The following is a 20,775-nucleotide window of genomic DNA, read 5'->3' as shown; positions in this document are numbered from 1 at the left end:
GCTGTGTACACTCTTAAATAGTCAACCAATTGGTAGTGATTGTAACAAGGAAGCTTTAGATGCTCACCGCTTTCCGCCGTGGTCGCCGGGTACTGCGACTGATCTGGCAAACCCTTAAACGGTTCGAGTCGATGGAGCGCCGGCGCGATGCCGCTGCCCTGACCTATACCACGCTGTTTGCGCTGGTGCCGGTGATTACTGTGACCTACGCCATCCTCAGCGCGATTCCTTCACTGCAGGCGTTGGGTACGCAAGCACACACTAACCTGCTGGCCTATGTTATGCCCGAAGGTAGCGATCTGGTGTCGGATTATCTGGTGCGTTTTAGTGAGCAAGCCAGAGAGTTGACCTGGATCGGGGTGGTGTTTCTGTTTTTTACCGCCTTGATGCTGATGCAAACCATTGAGCAGCAGTTTAATAAAATCTGGCAGGTCGATGTGTCGCGCTCGACCTTACAGCGCTTTTTTCGTTACTGGACAGTCTTAAGCCTCGGGCCATTGCTGTTTGGTGCCGCTCAGGCGGTCAGTTCCTTGCTGGCCTCGCTCAGTGTGTTGCCAGAGGGCGTAACAGAGGTGACGGCGTCGGTGCCTTCGTTTGCCCGGCTGGTGCCCTGGTCGATGACGGTGGCGGCGATTACCTTTGTGTATATGATGGTGCCCAACTGCAAGGTGCCTCCCAGAGATACGGTGATTGCTGCCCTGGTGGTGGCGACGGTGTTTGAAACCGGCAAGTTCCTGTTTGCCAAAATCGTTGGCATGTTCCCGTCTTATCAACTGATTTATGGGGCGTTTGCAGCGGTGCCGCTGTTTCTGCTGTGGACGTATCTCAGTTGGATGTTGCTGCTGTTTGGGGCGGAGCTGACGTATGCGCTCAGTCATCCGGAGTCGCTTTCATCGCAAGACCCATTACGGCAACGGCTGGCGCTGGCGGCGACCCTGTATCAGGGACAACAAGGGGGAAAAGGCATGACTGAAAACGAATTGCGCCGCCGTTTGCGCAGGATTCCGGCCGCGGAATTGTCGGCGCTGCTGAAGCGTTTTCAGTTGGCGGGCTGGGTAACCCAGAGTCAGGATGACAGCTGGATCTGGCTGCCTGATATGCGCCAGCTGACGCTTGAGCATTTTTTTGCCGATCTGTCTCTGGATCAGTTGCACGCGGCAGAGCAGGCGGTAAGGGACGACTCCCAGCCTGGTGATGCGTCATTGCATGACTGGCTGGCGCACTGGCAACAGGATGTGGCTAGTAGCCTCTCGGTATCACTGGATCAGTTGCTGGATAACGACGGGGGTTTTCGGTTGTAGTTACGTGTAGCTACCGGGTCGTTATAACCATCAGGCGGCTGTTGCTGCGTGTCTGCAGTAGCAGCCGTTACTGTTTTTGTTGTACGTTTCTTCATAACTTTTATGAGTGTCATACGATTGCATCCATCGTGTGGCAGGGGTTGGATGCGCGTTATGCTATTTGTCAGATATTTGTAAGTAATCGTTGTTTATTATTAAGTTGGCCGGTTTTGTTTCTGGAGGAGTGTTTTAATGTCCTTAATTTATTCCGTATTGATACGGTGAATATAAAACCTTTAGTGTCAACTGTTGAATGTAAAAGCACTCATACAAAAGCTGACATTTTATGATAAAAGGCTTGAGTGGTTATGCGATCTATTATGTTAGGAAGTGCGTTAATGTGCTTATATTCAATAAGTGGATGTGGCGGCTCCGACAGTGTCTCAACCACCGATTCCGACACCACGTCAGATACAGAAACAAGCACTGAGACCAACACGGACAGCAGTGGTTATTTTGACGCTTCGCTGTTTGATACATCGGCATTGTCGCAAACGCAAGTGAGCTGCACGCTGGAGAACAATAGCACCACAACCTGTTACCAGCTGACCTTTGCTGCCAACACCGTGGGTGATACCGAAGACAGCGGCACGATTGGACCTTATTGCCCGCCTTCCATCAATACCTCTCGGGATGAAGCCGGTGTTGGTATCTATGATGGCACCACCACCCCTGGGTTTCAGTCTTTGGTGGATGCTGCTGTGGCGATGGACGCCGACGGCTACGATATTGTTGATGAAGACGGCAATATCCGCTTTAGTGATCTGACCCAGGGCAGTGAGGAAGCGGGTTTCAGTTATTGCCTGTCGGCCAATTTTGATTCTTCCCTGGAAGTGACATTTTTGATTCCGGTGACACCAGAGCTCAGAAGTGAGCCTTATTATTTTGGCACCATCGACAGTATTGGCATGGGGGTTAACGGCATACCGCTGACCGCCAATCCACCCAGCGTTACCGTTGCTGAAGCCGGAGTGGGCGGCACCGGAAGTGGCAATATCCCGGCTCTGGATTTATGTGGTGGTCACCCTGATCCTTCCGGTTATTATCATTGGCATTTTATCCCGCAATCCATTAATACCGTATATGCGGCGGATGATTATAACTACACCGAGCTATATGATATCAGCTGCAATAATATTTATATTGATTATGACAACCCGTCGGCATTTGCTGGCCTCGCCAAAGATGGTTTTCCTCTTTATGGCGCATTGGATTCCGTCGATGGTCTGGATACCGAGCCTGCTACTGTGGCCGAGCTGGATGAGTGTAACGGACATAGCCATGCAACCAATGAATACCCTGACGGAGTTTACCATTATCACGCGCTACAGGATCAGGCACCCAATAATCCTCCTTGCCTGATGGGCAGTTTTGTTGATCGCAGTGTGAGCGTGCAGTAGGACGTGCACTGGGGAGTAAAGGTGCGCAGGATGGAAACATGTTTTGCGGCATCTGTTTTTACAATAAAGCAGGAGGTTTGAGTGTTACGTCTTTTTCAACTGTGTCTGCTGTTGGGCGTTTATGTGGTATCCCCTGCAGTGTTGTCGCACGATGTGAATATGGCGACGTTCCAGGTTCGCTATGTCGAGTCACAGGGTTGGGTCTATGAAGTGATGACGCCGTTATACAACCTCGACCGCTCGTTACATATGACGCACCCGGACGCCCCGGATGCGGACTTCGACAGTGTGGCGTACAAAGAAAGTGTGGTTGCCTATATCAAGCAAGGGTTTGATATGTCGGTGTCTGATGCTCAGGCTGCCCCGGATTCTGGTGATCTGGCCGTCAGCCTGGGACGAGGGCGCATCAAGCTGGACAATCACCTCAGTGTGTTGCTCTTCGAGATAAAGGGCATGCCGACAGATGTATCAAAACTGGCATTTCATATCTCCAGCATGACGGAATACCGGCCTGCCAAAAATGTCTTCAGGGTTATCCATGGTGAGCATATCCAGCGTTATTGGCTGACGCCTGGGAATCACTATGCCGGGGCTATAACGTTATTGTAGCGGCTGGTTCTGGATCAAGTTCAGAACGACGCTGCTGCGAGGTCATGGATCACTTGCCGCTCAAATATAAATAACTCTCTGGTATTGGGCCTAATAGACACCTTGGCGACAGGGTGTTGTTCCCTGTAGTCTGGTTTCATTTTTGACCACTCAGGATGTGTCGACTCATGATCTGTAATACCCATGCGCCGGATATCGCCAGTCCCAGTCTGTCGTTGAATGTGCATCCGATGCGCTCTGTGTTGTATGAAGAGCTGCATAACCGTCCTTCCCCGGTGATTGAGGGCAGCTGCCAGGTCGCGCATTTTACCGTCAAGCTGAATGACAACCGCCAGGAACTGCATGCCCATGTGGTGGAGTTGTGCCGCCGTTACAGTGTGCCAGCGCCGGACCCGGATTCTTCCTGTTTGTATCAGGATTTTGGTGGCTTTGAGTTGCGCTGGGAGCGCCATCTGGAGTTTGCCAACTTCACCTTTATTGTTGCAACCGAAACGCCATTCGCAACCGATGCACTGGCGTTTATTCCCAAGGACTGGCTGGCGGCGATGCCCGGAGAGCTGGTTGTGGCCGTGAATCTGTCGCTGGTCAAGGAGACACCCGACGATCAGCAGCTGTTTGACTGGTTCGAAGGACAGCGGGTGTCCGGGGCATCGGTGGCCAGTGGTCAGGCCCTGGTGTGGACGGCCTTCCGGCTGCACAGTGATGGTTTTGGCCGTATCGTGGCCGTCAACAGAGGCTTGAATCCGTATCAGACCGGGCGTTTGGTGCAGCGGCTGTTTGAGCTGGAAACCTACCGGCTGATGTCGCTGCTGGCATTGCCGGTGGCGCGTAAAATGAGTAATCAACTGACCTTGGTGGAAACCAGCCTGGCGCAACTGATCCAGAATATTTCCGAGTTGGAGAACCAACTGGAAGACCGGGATTTGCTGACGTCGTTGTCGCAGTTGGCTGCCGATGTTGAGCGCTATCGCTCGGATACCAATTTTCGGTTTGCGGCCGCCAAGGCGTACCACGATCTGGTGCGAGACCGTCTCGACCAGCTAAAAGAAGAGCCGCTGGAGGGCGTGCAGAGTTTGCGGGAATTCCTCGAACGGCGCTTAACTCCAGGGATCAAAACCTGTAATTCGGTACGGGATCAGCTTGAAGACTTGTCTCGCCGTATTCACCGTACCACCAGTCTGTTACGTACCCGAGTGGACTTGTCGATCCAGGAGCAAAACCAGCGTTTGCTGACGTCGATGGATAAACGCAGTGAGCTGCAGTTACGTTTGCAGCAAACGGTCGAAGGGTTATCCGTGGTGGTTATCTGTTACTACTTGCTGGCACTGATCGGGATTGGTGCGGATGGCCTCAAGGCGCTGGGCGTTCCTATTGAACCGTATCTGTTGAAGGCGTCGGCCTTGCCGGTGGTGCTGGTGGTGGTGTTTGTTGCGATTCACCGCTTGCGTCATCATCTGAATGAGAAGATGGCGAGTCTGGATGGAAAATCCGGAACGGATTAGTGGATTGGCTACCGGTTTGAGTCGCTGCTTGTGAGCCAGCCGTGAAAGCAGGGGCTGCCACGCCATGGAAGGCGGGTATCGGATTCGTGGCCGGGGCGATTTTTACATAAGAATTTTTAGTATGATGGGCCTGAATACCTTCAAATTCAGGAATTTGTTTTGGACAACTCCAGATCGTCAGCCATTGCCCTGTGCAATCCCAAAAGTCCTTCTAATGTTGGTGTGGTGATGCGCGCCGCGGGGTGTTATGGCGCCAGTGCGATTTATTATACCGGTAACCGTTTTGCCCGAGCGGCCAAGTATCATCAGGATACCCAGAACGTCAGCCAACATATTGAGTTAAGCGCGATTGAGTCGTTTGCCGAGCTGGTCGGGCAGGAGCGGAAGCTGGTGTGTGTGGAGCTGGTGGTTGGCGCGACGCCATTACCGGAGTTTATTCACCCGGATCAGGCGCTGTATGTTTTTGGCCCGGAGGACGGGTCGATTGATCAGTCCCTGATCGATATGGCTGATGAGGTGGTGTATATCCCTACCGTTGGCTGTATGAACCTGGCGGCGACAGTAAATGTTGTGCTGTATGACCGCATGGCCAAACAGCAGCAGTCGATCGATCATAACGAACGGGTTAAAAGCAGCCGGGATGTTAATAACCGGCTGGTCTTTCGTCACCACCATCCGTGTCCGTCTGATCATTAATCCCTGTTATTGCTCGATCCATAATCTTAGCCACTGGCCATACAGCGCCGGTGGTAACAATCCGGCGGCCAGCCAGTCACTGTAAAACTGTTGAGGACTGAAGGCGCTGCCTTGTTCGGATTCTGCCGAGCGGATCAGGCCCAATAAATTGGCCCGGGAGATAGCCGGTCGAGCCAGTTGTCCGGGCGCTTCCATAATCTGTTGCAGGCGTTGCTGGCAGTCTTGTGCCGATAAAAAGCTGTTGCTCTGGCAATAGTCGATGGCCTGGTCCTGGGGCCACTGATACAGATGAATCCCAATATCCAGAATCAGGTTCAGTTCCTGCTCCATGTCATCCAGTAACACCCAGGCGTGTTCGGCGCTGCTTTGATAGCCACCCAGGTCGGTTGCCAGCTCGGCGGCAAGGGATAACCAGCCTGGCTCAAAGTCGTTATTGAACGGTGTTTGCATAAAGTCGGGCAGCTGATCATTTTCCTGGGCCATGGCTACTTGCAAGTGTTTGCCGGGCAGGGTGTTGCGATACAGGTCCAGCGGCCAGCGCCAGTGGTGATCCGGGTTGGTGGCAAGAGTCCAGTAAATACCTGGTTGTGCCAGTGCCGGTTGCGGCGCCTGGTACCAGGGAGCCTGGATGCCACGACGTTGATTGGGCTGGATGACCAGTGCTGTGCTGGGCAGGTAGGCAAACTGTTGTGGCAGTTGCTGGTTCAGCTGTTGCAGGCGCTGGCGGGCGGAGTCTTGTTGCTGGAGTGGCCGGGAACGTTGTGATGCCAGCCAGGCGCGCAGCTGAGGTGCCAGCAGCTGTGCCGGGTCGAGTGACAAGGCCTGAATCAGTTGTTGCTGTATGTCTGAGAGACGGGCTTTGGCTATTTCTTGCAGCAGTTCCGGGGATTCGGTACTGCCCATTTCTGTCAGTTGTAAGCGATAACAGGCATCGCCATTGGGGTATTGCTGCCAGCTCAGGCTGGTCTGGGTGGTGAGGTCTTTGAGTTGACGACGCAGTGCTCGCAAGGCCGGCAGCAGGTGATTGGTCAGCGTGCTGGCGGCTTTGGCTTCGAGTATTTCATGGCTGGCGGGGTATAACTCCAGCTGTGTCAGCCGGGTTTGAATATCTTGCCACAGTGGCGATGGCTCCGGGCTGTCGGTAAAGGGGTAGCCGGTCAACATGATGTCGAGTTGGCTGAGGGTGTGCTGTCGGCTGCTGTCCAGGATCGGGATATGGTGCTGGCTGCGTTCGCTGATTTGCCGTTGCCATTGCTGCAGCAGGATGGCAGCGGACTCCAGCCGGGTCAGGTAACGATGAAAACCGGGGATGTTGTCGACCGGGGTGTCGTTCGCCAGGCTGCTTTCTATGATATGCAGCCAGTCGTGTTCACTGCCCAATGGCATGGTGCTCTTGCTGCACTCGCGCCAGTCCAGTTGTTGGTTGATGCGGTAAATCAGCGTACTGGCGATCAGTTGTTCTTGTGCCGTCAGGGCATCCAGTGGCAATTGTTGCAGCTGTTGTTTTTGCGCCTGCAATTGCTGGTAGTGGTTATTCCGGGTGATCTCTGACAGGGATGACCAGGCAGCTTCCGGCTCGATCCCCAGGGTACGGGCGCGTTCAGGGAAACGGTCAGCCAACTGTTGAAAATAGTCTGCGCTGATATTATTTAACTGGCTTCGGGCATCGGCTTGCTGCGTATCAGAATAGCTGACCGACTCATCATCCAGTGTATCCGGAATGGTTGGCAAAGTGGCTTGGCATCCTCCCAGTAATAATAGGGTCAGAGGCAAGGTGCGCAGCAATGGAGCAAAAAGGAGTGACATGGGGACTCGGTGTCGCTGGATTCGGAGGCCGCAGTGTAGCAATCTGTAACGCTGCGTTGTAGTCACGCTGTGATCGGCAGGTGCTAATGCCGCGGTGAAGGGCAAGGCTCGTGGTAGGCTGTGGTCTATAATGGGCATGAATGTTGGTGTGAGGTAGTTTTGTGACTGAAAATCTGCAGCAAAATAATTGGGTCGGTGATGGTATGTGCCGGTTTGTTCTGGCCATGCTGATGGTCTTGTGTGTCGTCCCGCTACACGCTGCTGAGGAGAACCGCTTTGGCCAGTTGCTGGCACCGGTGGGTGCGCGGGTTCTGACAGACCGGACGTCATCGATCGATCACTTCCGGCTGGTGTTGTCGGCGCAAAAACGGACGGTGACCAAGACCGTCGCTGATCGTGAGTTAAGGGTGTCTGGTTCGTTACGGCGGATGGCCTGGGAATCCAGTGAAAAACGGGATCTGGATGAGTTGCTGCAACCGCTGCGTAATGAACTGGCCCGGGGCATGTCGGCTCGGGTGTTGTATCAGTGTCAGGATCTCGATTGTGGCAGCAGCCATTTTTGGGCCAATGAAATATTCAGCAATGGCCGACTGGTGGGCAGAGACAATCAGCAACGTTATATGGCGGTCTATTTGCCGCCAGCCAGTGCCGATGCGCCCTCAACCCTGTTGCTGGTATACGCCACCCAGCGTGGCCCACGCCAGACAGTGGTGGGCCTGGATGTTATAGAAACGACAGACGAGGTGCTGCCTGGAGTCGCCAGTCGTGAGGATATCAATAATATGTTGAGCCTCAGCAGTGGTTGGTTGCCTGGTTTTGAGTTAGCCGATAACCAGCTGGACCCTGTCGCCAGCGAGCCATTATTAGAGGTTCTGTCATCCTTGTCTGAAGGAGTACAGCAGCGTTTGTTTCTGGTGGTGCATTGTTACCAGTCCAATGAGATGTCGGTGAACCAGGCCTGTTCTGACCGCCTGGCAGAACAACTGCGGGTGGCGGCTTTTGATCATGGTGCTGAACTGAATGTCAGTGGGCAGGCGGCGCTGGTGTTGCCTGCGGGTGACAGTCTGGTACCGGCTTTACGTTTTGTATTCTGGCCTGGGAGATAACTGGCAATGTCGAAAACCGTGGCGTTGGCGTTAGGCAGTGGTGGTGCACGGGGGTACGCTCATATTGGTGTGCTGGATGTACTGGAAGAACGTGGTTATCAGGTGGTGGGCATCTCCGGCTGTTCCATGGGGGCGCTGGTAGGAGGGTTTTATTGCGCGGGCAAATTGCATCTCTATCGTGATTGGGTCTGCAAATTGGGCTATCTGGAAGTGCTCAAACTGGTGGATGTATCCTTGTTGTCGAGCGGAGTGATTCGTGGCGACAAGGTATTCAATATGATCAGCGAGCTGCTGGGGGATTGCCTGATCGAAGATCTGGACATTCCTTTTACTGCGGTTGCGACGGATATGGCAGCCAAAAAAGAAGTCTGGATGCAGAACGGCTCGCTGGATCTGGCGATTCGGGCATCGGCGGCGATCCCCAGTATTCTGCACCCGGTGAAAGTGAATGGCAGAACCCTGGTCGACGGTGGCGTGCTGAACCCGTTACCGATTGCTCCCTGTATCTCGATTCATGCCGATTATCTGTTTGCTGTCGATCTGAATTCAGACGCGGCGATACCGGATGACTTTGTCTTTGGCCAGATCGATACTCGCCAGCAAAAACGTGACTGGTTCAACTCGGTGGTCGACAAGGCCACCAACTGGCTCGATTCAAAGCGGCGTGATGATATGTCCAGTCATGTGGATGAGAACATTGGCAAGCTGGAAATGATGAACCAGATGTTTGAAACCATGCAGCTGTCCCTGACCCGTTTCAAGACGGCAGCTTATCCACCGGACCTGATGATCAATATGCCGATCGATTCTTGCGATATTTACGAATTTTATCGCGCCCGGGAAATGATTGAACTGGGCCGCCATATTGCCGAGAAAGCTCTGGATGCTTTTGAGCAGGGTAGCTGCAGCCCTTATGGTCAGCGGATGGCCTGAGGCCAGGGTGGTTGGGTGTGCGAGTGATGCAGCCGGATGGCTGCCAGGACGATTTTGCGCTTGTCTGATTGTCACTCGCGACATTTTTGTACACAGCCAGTAAACTAGCCGGATTTTATCGTCAGGCCAATTATGTATTTGCATCAGAGTGCCGCTGCGGCAATTGCAGAGCTGAGTACTATCCAGGATATCTTGAGATGGTCGGTCAGCCGCATGAACGAATCCGATCTCTATTTTGGTCATGGCACCGACAACGCCTGGGATGAAGCCCGGTTGCTGGTGACGCATGGGTTGGCGTTATCCTGGGATCTGGCACCGGAGTGGTATAGCGCTCGTCTGACCCGACAGGAACGTGAAGCTGCCGTCGGACTGGTCGTCGAGCGGATTGAAAGCCGCTTGCCGGCACCGTATCTGACTGGCGAAGCCTGGTTCTGCGGTTTGCCTTTTGTGGTGGATGAGCGGGTACTGATTCCGCGTTCGCCGATTGCTGAATTGATCCAACAGGATTTTCTACCCTGGTGGCAAGGGGCAGCTAAACCCCAGCGTATCCTCGATTTGTGTACCGGTTCTGGCTGTATTGGTATTGCCTGTGCGGTGCAGTTTCCAGAGGCTGAGGTTGAGCTGCTGGATATTTCCTTCGATGCGTTGTCGCTGGCGGAAGCAAACATCCATCGTCATGGCTTGTCGCATCAGGTACAGGCGTTACAGTCTGACTTGTTTGATGCTGCCCATGGTCAATACGATCTGATTGTCTCCAATCCTCCTTATGTCGATGCAGAAGACATGGCCAGCCTGCCGGAAGAATTCCATCACGAGCCGGAATTGGCCTTGGCAGCAGGGGAGGATGGTCTCGACCTGGTGCGTATCATGCTGCGTCAGGCGCGGCAATATCTCAGTGATGATGGGTTACTGGTGGTGGAAGTGGGTAATAGCTGGCCAGCACTGGAAGACGCTTTCCCTGAATTGCCGTTTGTCTGGCCTGATTTTGAACGTGGTGGTCATGGGGTGTTTGTATTGCAAGCCCGTGATCTTGATCCGTTTGTGGAGCCACCCGTTAGACCCGTCAATTGACGGATGATTACTGAATACCGATTGAATTTACTGCCCTTGTTGCCGCCCGTGTCGCGGGCCGCCGGGCCGCTACCTCGGAATGATTATGTCTGGAAATAGCATAGGAACACTGTTCACCGTCACTACCTTTGGTGAAAGCCATGGTCTGGCTCTGGGGGCTATTATTGACGGATGTCCGCCGGGGATTGAACTGACAGAAGCCGATTTACAACGGGATCTGGATCGTCGTAAACCCGGTACCTCGCGTTATACCACCCAGCGTCGTGAAGACGATGCCGTACGGATTTTGTCCGGGGTTTTTGAAGGCAAAACCACTGGTACATCGATTGGCCTGCTGATTGAAAACACCGACCAGCGCTCCCGTGATTACGCCAATATTGCCGCGACCTTCCGTCCGGCTCACGCAGATTACAGCTACAACCAGAAATACGGCTTCCGCGATTATCGTGGTGGTGGTCGTTCTTCCGCCCGTGAAACTGCCATGCGTGTGGCGGCCGGAGCAATTGCCAAAAAAGTGCTGGCCGCCAAAGGGATCGAGATTCGTGGGTATCTCTCGCAGCTGGGGCCAGTCTGCATTGATCACAGCCAGTTTGACTGGCAACAGGTGGAGCAAAACCCGTTTTTCTGTCCGGATGCCAGCAAGGTCAGCGCGATGGAAGACTATATGACCGCGTTGCGGAAAGAAGGCAACTCGGTCGGGGCCAAGATCTCGGTGGTCGCCACTGGCATGATGCCAGGTTTGGGGGAGCCGGTATTTGATCGTCTTGATGCCGAGTTGGCGCATGCCCTGATGAGCATCAATGCGGTGAAAGGTGTTGAAATTGGTGACGGCTTTGATGTTGTGACACAAAAAGGCACCGAACACCGTGACGAAATGACCCCCCAGGGATTCCTCAGTAATCACGCCGGTGGCATTTTGGGCGGCATCTCGACCGGCCAGGATCTGATAGCCCATATTGCTCTCAAGCCGACGTCCAGTCTGGTGATTCCAGGGCAGTCCATCGATGTCGAAGGAAACCCGATCGAAGTGGTCACCAAGGGCCGGCATGACCCGTGTGTCGGTATTCGTGCCACTCCCATCGCCGAGGCGATGATGGCTATTGTGATCTGTGACCACTGGTTACGCCAGCGTGGCCAGAATGGCGACGTGCACTGTACGACGCCGGTGATTGCCGGGGCCGCTCCTCAAGCCGGTCAGTAACGGAGCGCAATATGTCTGCGAACGATCGCCAGGTGCGCCAGCCTCTGGCGGTTTTTTATACGCTGTTTTTTGCGCTGGTTGGCTGTAATGCCCCTTACTGGGGGCCTTATCTGCAATCCCTTGGCTTTGATTATGGCGATATTGGCAGCGCCATTGCCTCCTTCTCCCTTGTTCGTATTGTTGCCCCCATGCTCTGGGCTCACTGGAGCCGCTACTTCCACACTCCTTTACATATGGCCCGCATCGCCGGACTAATGACTGCTGTCTGTTTCAGCGCGATTTGGCTGGTGGACGGCTTCTGGCCGGTGCTGGGGGTAATGTTGCTGTATGGCTTCTTCTGGTCGGCGATGTTGCCGCAGTACGAAGTAATCACCATGCATGCCATTGCCAACCGTGTTGAGGATTACAGTCGTATTCGTCTTTGGGGATCGGTTGGCTTTGTGATTACCGTGGCCCTGCTGGGCTGGCTGTTTGAGTACATCCCGGTGGATTGGTTGCCTGCGGTGATGCTGGTATTGATGCTGGGCGTGGTGGTGAATAGCTGGCGACTGAAGCCTGCCGCAGACCAGCAGCCAGGCCGTGATAATGGGGAAGACAGCTCACTCTGGGCGTTATTGACACGTTGGCCGGTGATGGCCTTTTTATTGGTTAATCTGTTGCTGCAAGTCAGTCACGGGCCGTTATACACTTTTTTAAGTATTTATCTGGATGACAATGGTTACTCCTCCAGCAGTATCGGCTTGCTCTGGGCTCTGGGGGTGGTTGCTGAAGTGATACTGTTCTGGCGTATTCGCTGGTTGTTGCAGTGGCTGAACTTGCGTCACTGGTTACTGGTCAGCCTGCTCATCACCGCCTTGCGCTGGTTGTTGATTGCGGCTTTTCCACAGCAGTTGTGGGTGTTGTTATTGGCTCAGGCTTCCCATGCGTTCACTTTTGCCATGTTACATGCTGTTTGTATCCGTTATGTGTCGGTACTGTTTGCTGCAAGCCATGGCCGGGGTCAGGCGCTGTATTCCAGTGCCGGGTTTGGCCTGGGTGGGGCGTTGGGCGCCTGGTTGAGTGGCTATTTCTGGCATCTGGGTGGGGAATGGGTGTTTGTTGGTGCAGCGGTTGTTGCCGTTTTGGCATTGATTGTTGCCTGGAAAGGAATGAATATAAAAATCGAATAGCTAATAAGTTATAAGAATTTATAAGAATCAAAAGGAATAAAATATGAAAATTAATGTAAGTTTTGATTTAACACCTGAAGAATTCCGTCGTGTTATGGGCTTACCGGACGTTCAGGAATTCCAGCAGGAAGTGTTTCATCAAATGATGGAAAAAATGAAGTCAGGCGAGGAAGGTTATGATGCCATGTCGTTATATAAACCTCTGTTCAGTGAAAGTATGACAGCGATGAACAAGTTTCAAAATATGATGTTTGGCATGATGGCCGGAAAAACAGATGAAAATTCTAACGGGTGATAGCCTGTATTTATAGGGCTTTACGGGTGTTCTTCTAACACTGGTTAGAATTTTGGTCAAAAACGGGCCTTGTTTGTGCCAATTTTCTGACGAATTGAACGCAAGATTAAATAATATGTGATTTGGCGCAATAAAATTTGTCAAATAATGTTATTTGTCATTTAAGTGTAAAACGGCATCAGCTAGTATGACTGTGGCAATACTTGCTAACCACGACCTTTTGAAGGAGCAAAACCATGCAAGATAACGTCCTGAATGCGTTCGCAGAACAAGCGAAAACCATGTACGCGCCAATGTCCAAATTCAACAGCCTGTTTGTTGAAAATATGGAAAAAATGACCGATTTCCAACTGAACTCTATCAAAAGCTATGCTGAGATGGGTTTGGATCAGATGAAAAAAGCATCTGAAGTAAAAGATACCGAAGGTATGCGTGCCTACACTGCTGCACAGGCTGAAGCTGCCAGCTCGCTGAACAAAAAAATCATGGAAGATGCGAAAACTTTCTCTGATATGGCCATGGAGTTCAAATCCCAGGTCGAAACTATCATGGAAGAAGCTCGCACCACAGCGGCTACTACTGCTACGACTGCAAAACCAGCGACCAAAGCGACTACTAAAGCCGCTTAATCCTGGTCGAAGTTTCTGAGGCCACCTTTGGGTGGCCTTTTTTCTTTCTTCTGTTCGGATTATGGGTTTGATAAATATGACCAAGGAAAATTTTGAAGTCGCAGTCGGCGATTTTTACGAGATGTCAGGTCGGCTGGCAGAACAATACGGGCATTTGCTGGAAAAAGTGGTTACCCAGCCAACATCAGGGGAAGATCCTTCTGCGTCTGTATTGTCCGACTTTTCTGCGGCACTCCAGGAGGTTGGGTCAGCCATGCTGAACAACCCCAACAAGTTGATTGCTGATCAGATGGATTTGATGAAGCAGCAGCAGATGTTGTATCAAAATACAGTATTACGTTTTCTGGGGCAGACTCCAGACCCTGTGGTTACTCCCGATCCATCCGATCGTCGCTTCAAGAATGAAGAATGGGAAGAAAACCCGGTTTTTGACTATATCAAGCAGTTGTATCTGATCCAGGGTAACTCGCTGATGAAAATGATCAGTGACACCGATGGCCTGAGTGATCATACCCGCCAAAAAGTAGAGTATTTTATACGTCAGTACGTCAATGCATTGGCACCAACCAATTTCCCTACTCTGAACCCTGCTGTTATTCGCAAAACGATTGAAACCGGCGGCTCCAACCTGACAAAGGGTATGGAGCAGCTTATGGAAGATATCGAAGGTAGTGTCAAAGGCTCTCTGAACGTCGCCATGACAGATACCAGTGCCTTTCAGGTCGGTCGTAATATTGCGGTGACGCCAGGCAAGGTGGTGTATCAGAACGACGTCATGCAATTGATCCAGTATAGCCCGTCGACCGACAAGGTCTTCAAACGGCCGTTGCTGGTTATTCCGCCCTTTATCAACAAGTACTATATTCTGGATCTGCGCGAAGATAACTCCTTCCTGAAATGGCTGGTGGATCAGGGCCACACAGTATTCTGTATCTCCTGGGTGAATGCTGGCTCGGAACTACGCGACAAGGGCTTTGACGATTATATGCTGGAAGGCCCGATCGCTGCTGTTGATGCGATTCAGAAAGCGACCGGAGAAAAAGAAGTCAACGCCATTGGTTACTGTGTTGGTGGTACCTTGCTGGCATCAACGATGGCTTATCTCAAGAAAAAACGTAAGTCGCCGATCAAGTCAACGACCTACCTGGCTACCTTGATGGACTTTTCTGAGCCCGGTGAAATTGGTGTGTTTATTAACGAAACCGCTATTTCTGCCCTGGAACGCCAGATGGATCTCGTGGGTTATTACGATGGTCGACAAATGGCATTCAGTTTCAGCACCTTGCGTGAAAATGATTTGTTCTGGTCGTTCTTTATTAACAACTATCTGATGGGTGAACGTCCGGCGGCCTTTGATTTGCTGTACTGGAACACCGACAGCACCAACCTGCCAGCGGCAATGCACAGTTTTTACCTGCGCAATATGTACCTGTACAACAAGTTGATCGAACCTGATGGCATCATGCTGGACGGTGTTCCGATTGATATCAGCAAGATCACAACACCAAGCTACTTTATCTCCTGTGCCCAGGACCATATTGCTTTATGGAAAAGTACCTACAAAGGGGCCACCATCCTGGGCGGAAAAAACCGCTTTGTACTGGGTGGGTCTGGTCATATTGCCGGTATTGTGAATCCGCCACACAAGAAAAAGTACGGCTACTGGACCAACGACGAGCTGCCGGAAGATGCCGATGAGTGGTACAAGGGCACAACTCACAATGCAGGTTCCTGGTGGATAGATTGGCAAGAATGGATTCTCAAACAAGGAGGCATGGAAGAAGTGGATGCTCGTCAGCCAGGCAGCGATGAGTTGCCCGTCATTGAAGACGCACCGGGCTCTTACGTACAACGCCGGATCGGGGTTGTGGCAAAATAGGGCCGGAGTGACTGTCTTGTTCAGGCAAGCGCATATTGGCTTGAACTGAATACGACCACTGACCGATCAGAGCGCCGGATTGTCTCGCTGACAATCCGGCGTTTTTATGCGCTTATTGGAAGGCAGACAGATACACTGGCCGCTTACCTGTCTGGAGTGAAAGAATGAACCACTGGGTCTTGTTAGCAATTGCCATCCTTGGCGAAGTGATTGCAACATCAGCGTTAAAATCAAGCGACAGTTTCACCCGCCTGGGGCCGTCGATTATTGTTGTATTGGGATATGTGGTTGCGTTCTACTTTTTATCTGTCGCGTTAAAAACCATTCCGGTGGGTATTGCCTACGCCGTCTGGGCTGGGTTGGGGGTCGTACTGGTGGCCGTTATTGCCTTTTTCCTGCACGGGCAAAAACCTGATCTTTGGGCATTGGCTGGTATGGGGTTGATTATTACCGGTGTTGCCATGATCAATCTGTTTTCAAAAGCAGGGCATTGACAGGGCCAACCAACCGGCCTGAAGAAAAATCCTGCACAATGTGTGACAGAGAGCACGGAGTGGCAGCCTGAGTAAACATCACAAAATAGCAATTGTGGCGATCAGTATGCGCAATGGGCTTCAGGCGCTTGCCGCCATGGTGGTTTTGTTTATGATTATGTTATCGAGCCTCTAGTTCAGGACAGACCCGTGAACCACTTTGATCAGGAATCCATCGTGTATGGCGTGATACGCCATAGCCCCAGTACTCGGGAAGTGATTGCCGAGAATGAGCGGCGTACAAATTGGGCGGCCTTGCAGAGCCTGCCTCTGGGGGTGGATGATGATTGGTCGTTGTTGTGCCGGGAGATGTTCTCAATGCCCGGTCAACATCTGCTGAATGGTACCTATCAAACTCATATTATTCATTTTGCTGCTTCTTATCGGGCGGTCGAGTATGAATGGGAATCCTGGTTACGGCAGTTTGAATCCTTGCTCAAGTCGATGTTCTGGGTATCCGCGACCGTACACCTGGAAACGGAATTATCAGGAAAACATACGTTTAACTGGCAAGCTGATCGTGGTCATATCCCCTCGGATGCTGAATTACGTATGAGCTGCGAGTGGGAAAGAGAGGTTGGCTTTGCATTCTGAGACACCACAAGACGATACCCCGGATCATGGCGTGCTTGAAATTCCCTGGAATCGCCTGAGTACGGATGCCCTGGATGCTGTGCTGGCGGAGTTTGTATTACGAGAAGGCACCGACTACGGTGAACAAGAATTCAGCCTGACTGATAAAAAGCAACACGTGAAGCAACAACTGGAATCCGGCAAGGCCCGGTTGTTATTTGACCCGATAGAAAATAGCTGCCACATTGACCTGGTTCGTAACTGAGCTGATTGTCGTTATCTCAAAACCACACCTCCGGAGGCTGCCACCATGACGGATATTCGAGTTCAACGGTTACGCCGTCGGGTGGCGGATGCGGTGGATGATATGGATACCATGAAAGACCAACTGGCCGAGATTCGTGATTGTTGCGCTGAGTTATCGGCTTCCATGCGCAAGATCCGTGAAGACTCGATACGTGCCAGGCAAGCCGCCAAGCGGCGAAATATGCTGAAACGAGTCGTTTAGGGGCGGTGTGATGGTTTTCCGTTGCACTTCAACCAGCCCCAATGCGGGCGTTAAATCAGTAATGGTAGCGAAGCTGAGCGATCAGGGCTGTCATCCGTTGCTTTGTCTCCCATTCGCTTCTGTACCGGAAGCTGCAGGTAAATGATTCAACAAACACAAGCACACGTAACAATTTTTCGTTCCGCTACAAACTGTCCGGAATCATTGAGCGACTACACAGAGAACGAACAGTTGGTGGGAAAGCTGGCTGTGAAAGGGACTACCGGTTAGTTTTCTGGCGAGCATCCAGAAAACTTTCAGTATATGAAAACATACCCTTGTGGAGTATACTTTGATCTATAAAACAAAGGGTTTTGTGTCTTCAACCAAAAAAGAAAGTTTATCTGATGACGATCTTGTCCTTGCTTGCAGGGAGATGACAAATGGGCTTTACGATGCTGATTTAGGTGGCAATGTATACAAGAAACGCATATCAGTAGGTAATAAAGGTAAGAGTGGTGGTTATAGGACCATCGTGGGAGCGGTTATGGGAGACAGATATTTTTTCTTATATGCTTTTGCGAAAAATGCAAGGTCGAATATAAATACAAAGGAAAAACTAGCCCTCAAAGAGTTGGCTAAAGAGTTTCTCAACTTCACTCCAGGTGAGCTGGACCAGCTTGTTCAAGATGGTGAACTAATAATAGTAGGTAATCAAAATGAGTGATATTTTAGAGTCGGTTCATAAAACAGCTAAAGGCTTAAAAAAATCAGGAGTAATTGACAAAACGACAATGCGTAAATTTGATGCATTATGTTTAACTAACGTCCACGAATTCACTCCTGATCAAGTTCGTAATCTTAGGTTGAAATACCGTCTTTCTCAGCCCGTTTTTGCTCAATATTTAAATGTTAGTGATAAATTAGTTAAAAAGTGGGAGCAAGGTGATAGTTCGCCAAGAGGAGCTGCGTTGAAAATGTTATCTATAGCTGAAAAAAAAGGGCTTGAAGTTATTGCGTAAGTAAAAGAAGAGAGTTCGAATCTCTGTGTTCGCCACTGTTTTTCGACCTTGTCGATCTGGCCTTCAAAATGGATACAGCGGTGAGGCTATCTGAACCAGCTCTGCACAAAGGCTGATAAGTGAGAGCGAAAGACTTGTTTATAAAAAGTATCTGCCTGCGTGATCATTATAATGTTCATGTTCGATTAATAAATAACCCTTACATCAAGAAGATCAATAAGCTGGTTACGATTAGGCTGGATGAAGATACCATTGTGCATGTCAATAATCTGGCCGAGGATAAAGTCCTTCCGCACCAGACCCTTTTAATTTCTGTCTACACCTCCGCGCATAGGCATATATAGCCGCCTTGGTTTGGCCGCAATCAGGTTCGAGCTGGCAGTTTGCGCCGAATCATATCCCGCAATAAAAAACGTCCTGGCCACAAGGCGGCTGCGACCTGGGTACTGACGGGCAAGGCCGCTCCTGTGATCTGGGCGGCGAGCAGTTCTGCGCACAATGGCGTTGATGCCAGGCCCCGGGAACCATGCCCGATATTGAGCCATAAGCCCGTGTGCAGCGGGGCCTTGCGCGCCGGTATTTGCTTGGCGTTTTTGATCATGGGAGCGTAGCAGCGGATAAAGGCATCGGTATCCACCACTGGTCCGGCCATGGGCAGATAGTCGGGGGTGGTGCAACGGAATCCGGTACGACCACCAATAACCAGGCCGCTCTTGTCGGCGGTGTCCGCCAGCGCATGCCATGATGAGCCAAAATCTTTCAGGTGATCAAGGTTGGTCTGGTGGTCTTGAGGGCGGAGCGTCAGATCCAGGTCGTTCTGATGATAGGTTGCCCCCAATACCAGCTGACCTTGCCGTGCCGGTGCCATATAGCTGCGGCCACACAGCACGGTTTGTAATGGAGGGCTTTGCTGGGCATCGAGGTAGCTGAGCTGACCACGAATGGATTTGATCGGCAGGTAGGTATCCGGCAGTAATGACGGGCTGGCACCGGCTGTCGCAATCACCAGTTGTCGGCTGGTCAGGGTGGGGGCGTTGCCGAGCTGCAACTGCCAGCGAGTGTCGGAATCTTGCTGTATTGATCGGACGGTAGAGATTTGGACATCAATCAAGGGGTGATCAAGCAGTTGCTGACACAAGTCCGCCGGGCTGACCCAACCGGCATCCGGGAAAAACAACCCGCCTTGCTGTAGCGGATTCCCTGACAAGGCACTGGCTTCTGCCGCGGATACCGGTCGAATCAAGCTCTCAGGGTAGTGGAGGCGGTCGAGAAATTTTTGCTGGCGTTGTTGTTCGGCTGCAGACCAGGCCAGTTGTAATACGCCACAAGGGTTCCAGGCGCCATCGGGACCGGCTGCCAGCTGTCGCTTCATCCAGCGCAGGCTGGTGAGATAAGCCTGCAAATAAAATTCAGTATGGGTGGCTTGGTCATTGGCGGCCAGTTTGACGTATAGCCCACCTTGAGGGTTGCCAGAAGCGCCGCTGGCAATACCGGTCTGGTCGATTACCCTTACCGGCATCCCCCGTTCTGCCAGGGCTCTGGCGGTGGTGGCACCGGCCAGCCCAGCGCCGACAACGACCATGGCGAGATCGGGCGTGTCGGTCTCGGTAGTGTTCTCTATTAACCATGGCCGCACCGGTGTCAGCCATGGTTGGGTGTTGGCTTCGGGTGGACGCTCTGGGCCAATGGTGGCGGCGTATGTTGCCGCCAGCATTTCCCGTTTGCCGTTGAAGCCCTTGGGCCTGTTGACCTGAAACCCGGCTCCTTGTAACCCGCGGCGTACAGCACTGGCAGCGGTAAAGGTGGCCAGGGTGGTAGTGCCTGCCAGGTGGGGATGACGACAACTCAGGCGGCGAATCTGGTTAAACAGCTCGGGTTGCCACATCTGCGGATTGGTCGCCGGAGCAAAGCCGTCCAGATACCATGCATGAACCGGCCCGGACAGTTCGCTCAGGGCATTGTCTACATCGTCCAGTACCAGCGTTAGTTGTACCCGTTGTGCGGGCCAACAGAGGCTGTGGAAGCCACGAATGGCGTCCGGGTACTGAGTGAGTAATTGCTCGCTCAGCTCTGCCAGTTCCGGCCAGTGTGCCAGTGCCCTGGCGAGCTGCTGGCGGCTGAGTGGGTATTTCTCAATGCTGGTGATGTGTAACCAGCAGTCAGGGCCGGCGTGTTGCTGGAAGGCCTGCCAGGTAGCGAGAAAATTCAGCCCGGTGCCAAACCCGGTTTCGACGATACAGAAAGGCCCATGCCAGTCGGCCCAGCGCTGTGGCAGCTGATTGTGTTGCAGGAAAACATAGCGGCTTTCGGCCAGACCATCGTGCAGGGAAAAGTAAGGGTCGTGAAACTGTCGGGATACCGGCAGATCATCGTTTTGCCAGATAATATCGGCATTGCCCAGAGCGAGAGGAGAAGACGAAGCGGAGTGGGAGGTCATGTTGGCCATGGCGTTACAGGAAATGGGTATCGGATTCAGTCATACCGGAAAAAGTGAACAAGGCACCGGTATGGCTGTGACTGGCTG

General features: G+C 52.2%; 21 protein-coding genes. 19 read left to right on the top strand and 2 right to left on the bottom strand.

All coding sequences use genetic code 11. From position 1 onward, the window contains the following. Window positions 1-59: 59 nt before the first annotated feature. The 5 genes from Q4551_RS12070 (at window position 60) to Q4551_RS12050 (ending at window position 5,547) form a co-directional block, all read left to right on the top strand. Window positions 60-1,301 carry a YihY family inner membrane protein gene (locus tag Q4551_RS12070; RefSeq protein ID WP_303434094.1) on the top strand — a complete coding sequence of 414 codons (1,242 nt, stop codon included), beginning with the start codon at window positions 60-62 and terminating at the stop codon, window positions 1,299-1,301. Window positions 1,302-1,678: 377 nt separating this feature from the next. Continuing rightward, window positions 1,679-2,740: a YHYH protein gene (locus Q4551_RS12065; RefSeq protein ID WP_303434093.1), complete on the top strand. Its 1,062-nt coding sequence runs from the start codon at window positions 1,679-1,681 to the stop codon at window positions 2,738-2,740. Between the two features lie 81 nt (window positions 2,741-2,821). Next, a complete protein-coding gene (locus Q4551_RS12060; RefSeq protein WP_303434092.1) occupies window positions 2,822-3,349 on the top strand; it encodes a hypothetical protein in 528 nt (175 codons plus the stop codon). Between the two features lie 167 nt (window positions 3,350-3,516). Continuing rightward, window positions 3,517-4,851 carry a DUF3422 family protein gene (locus Q4551_RS12055; RefSeq protein ID WP_303434091.1) on the top strand — a complete coding sequence of 445 codons (1,335 nt, stop codon included), beginning with the start codon at window positions 3,517-3,519 and terminating at the stop codon, window positions 4,849-4,851. 159 nt (window positions 4,852-5,010) lie between these two features. Further along, entirely contained in the window at window positions 5,011-5,547 is a 537-nt protein-coding gene (locus tag Q4551_RS12050; RefSeq protein WP_303434090.1) for an RNA methyltransferase, read from the top strand. 6 nt (window positions 5,548-5,553) lie between these two features. Here Q4551_RS12050 and Q4551_RS12045 read toward each other — a convergent pair whose 3' ends face one another. After that, window positions 5,554-7,353, bottom strand: coding sequence for a DUF885 family protein (locus tag Q4551_RS12045; protein WP_303434089.1), 1,800 nt, complete (start codon window positions 7,351-7,353; stop codon window positions 5,554-5,556). A 161-nt stretch (window positions 7,354-7,514) separates the two neighbouring features. On the opposite strand from Q4551_RS12045, the gene Q4551_RS12040 reads away from it, so the two are divergent. From Q4551_RS12040 to Q4551_RS11975, 14 genes are all read left to right on the top strand, one after another. Beyond that, window positions 7,515-8,459: a DUF4892 domain-containing protein gene (locus Q4551_RS12040; RefSeq protein WP_303434088.1), complete on the top strand. Its 945-nt coding sequence runs from the start codon at window positions 7,515-7,517 to the stop codon at window positions 8,457-8,459. A 6-nt stretch (window positions 8,460-8,465) separates the two neighbouring features. Then, window positions 8,466-9,392 carry a patatin-like phospholipase family protein gene (locus tag Q4551_RS12035; RefSeq protein WP_303434087.1) on the top strand — a complete coding sequence of 309 codons (927 nt, stop codon included), beginning with the start codon at window positions 8,466-8,468 and terminating at the stop codon, window positions 9,390-9,392. Between the two features lie 132 nt (window positions 9,393-9,524). Then, complete coding sequence (prmB, locus tag Q4551_RS12030; RefSeq protein ID WP_303434086.1) at window positions 9,525-10,463, top strand: 50S ribosomal protein L3 N(5)-glutamine methyltransferase; 939 nt, start codon at window positions 9,525-9,527, stop codon at window positions 10,461-10,463. 85 nt (window positions 10,464-10,548) lie between these two features. Further along, window positions 10,549-11,664, top strand: coding sequence for a chorismate synthase (gene aroC / locus Q4551_RS12025; protein WP_303434085.1), 1,116 nt, complete (start codon window positions 10,549-10,551; stop codon window positions 11,662-11,664). Between the two features lie 11 nt (window positions 11,665-11,675). Beyond that, window positions 11,676-12,833, top strand: a complete 1,158-nt coding sequence (locus Q4551_RS12020) for an MFS transporter (protein WP_303434084.1) — start codon at window positions 11,676-11,678, stop codon at window positions 12,831-12,833. A 43-nt stretch (window positions 12,834-12,876) separates the two neighbouring features. Beyond that, window positions 12,877-13,128, top strand: coding sequence for a DUF6489 family protein (locus Q4551_RS12015; RefSeq protein ID WP_303434083.1), 252 nt, complete (start codon window positions 12,877-12,879; stop codon window positions 13,126-13,128). Window positions 13,129-13,364: 236 nt separating this feature from the next. Continuing rightward, window positions 13,365-13,757 carry a phasin family protein gene (locus Q4551_RS12010; protein ID WP_303434082.1) on the top strand — a complete coding sequence of 131 codons (393 nt, stop codon included), beginning with the start codon at window positions 13,365-13,367 and terminating at the stop codon, window positions 13,755-13,757. Window positions 13,758-13,833: 76 nt separating this feature from the next. Beyond that, entirely contained in the window at window positions 13,834-15,636 is a 1,803-nt protein-coding gene (locus Q4551_RS12005) for an alpha/beta hydrolase (RefSeq protein ID WP_303434081.1), read from the top strand. Between the two features lie 164 nt (window positions 15,637-15,800). Further along, entirely contained in the window at window positions 15,801-16,130 is a 330-nt protein-coding gene (locus Q4551_RS12000) for a multidrug efflux SMR transporter (protein WP_303434080.1), read from the top strand. A gap of 189 nt (window positions 16,131-16,319) precedes the next feature. Next, complete coding sequence (locus tag Q4551_RS11995; RefSeq protein ID WP_303434079.1) at window positions 16,320-16,763, top strand: hypothetical protein; 444 nt, start codon at window positions 16,320-16,322, stop codon at window positions 16,761-16,763. After that, window positions 16,747-17,007 (top strand): YheU family protein, encoded by a 261-nt coding sequence (locus tag Q4551_RS11990; RefSeq protein ID WP_303434078.1) that lies wholly within the window; start codon window positions 16,747-16,749, stop codon window positions 17,005-17,007. Before Q4551_RS11995 ends, Q4551_RS11990 begins: the two co-directional genes overlap by 17 nt. A 45-nt stretch (window positions 17,008-17,052) precedes the next feature. Beyond that, a complete protein-coding gene (locus tag Q4551_RS11985; protein ID WP_303434077.1) occupies window positions 17,053-17,250 on the top strand; it encodes a hypothetical protein in 198 nt (65 codons plus the stop codon). A 331-nt stretch (window positions 17,251-17,581) separates the two neighbouring features. Continuing rightward, on the top strand, window positions 17,582-17,956 hold the full coding sequence (locus Q4551_RS11980) for a type II toxin-antitoxin system RelE/ParE family toxin (RefSeq protein ID WP_303434076.1): 375 nt from the start codon (window positions 17,582-17,584) through the stop codon (window positions 17,954-17,956). Next, on the top strand, window positions 17,949-18,251 hold the full coding sequence (locus Q4551_RS11975; RefSeq protein WP_303434075.1) for a DNA-binding transcriptional regulator: 303 nt from the start codon (window positions 17,949-17,951) through the stop codon (window positions 18,249-18,251). The genes Q4551_RS11980 and Q4551_RS11975 overlap by 8 nt, the downstream gene beginning before the upstream one ends. A 364-nt stretch (window positions 18,252-18,615) precedes the next feature. Here the strand turns inward: Q4551_RS11975 and mnmC are convergent, their stop codons facing one another. Then, entirely contained in the window at window positions 18,616-20,697 is a 2,082-nt protein-coding gene (mnmC, locus tag Q4551_RS11970; protein ID WP_303434074.1) for a bifunctional tRNA (5-methylaminomethyl-2-thiouridine)(34)-methyltransferase MnmD/FAD-dependent 5-carboxymethylaminomethyl-2-thiouridine(34) oxidoreductase MnmC, read from the bottom strand. Window positions 20,698-20,775: the final 78 nt, after the last annotated feature.

It is taken from the genome of Oceanobacter sp. 5_MG-2023, from assembly GCF_030548165.1.
In the GTDB taxonomy this organism is placed as follows: domain Bacteria; phylum Pseudomonadota; class Gammaproteobacteria; order Pseudomonadales; family Oceanobacteraceae; genus Oceanobacter.
Note: the sequence above shows the minus strand (reverse complement) of the source record. Positions and strands in the feature narration are given on the sequence as shown.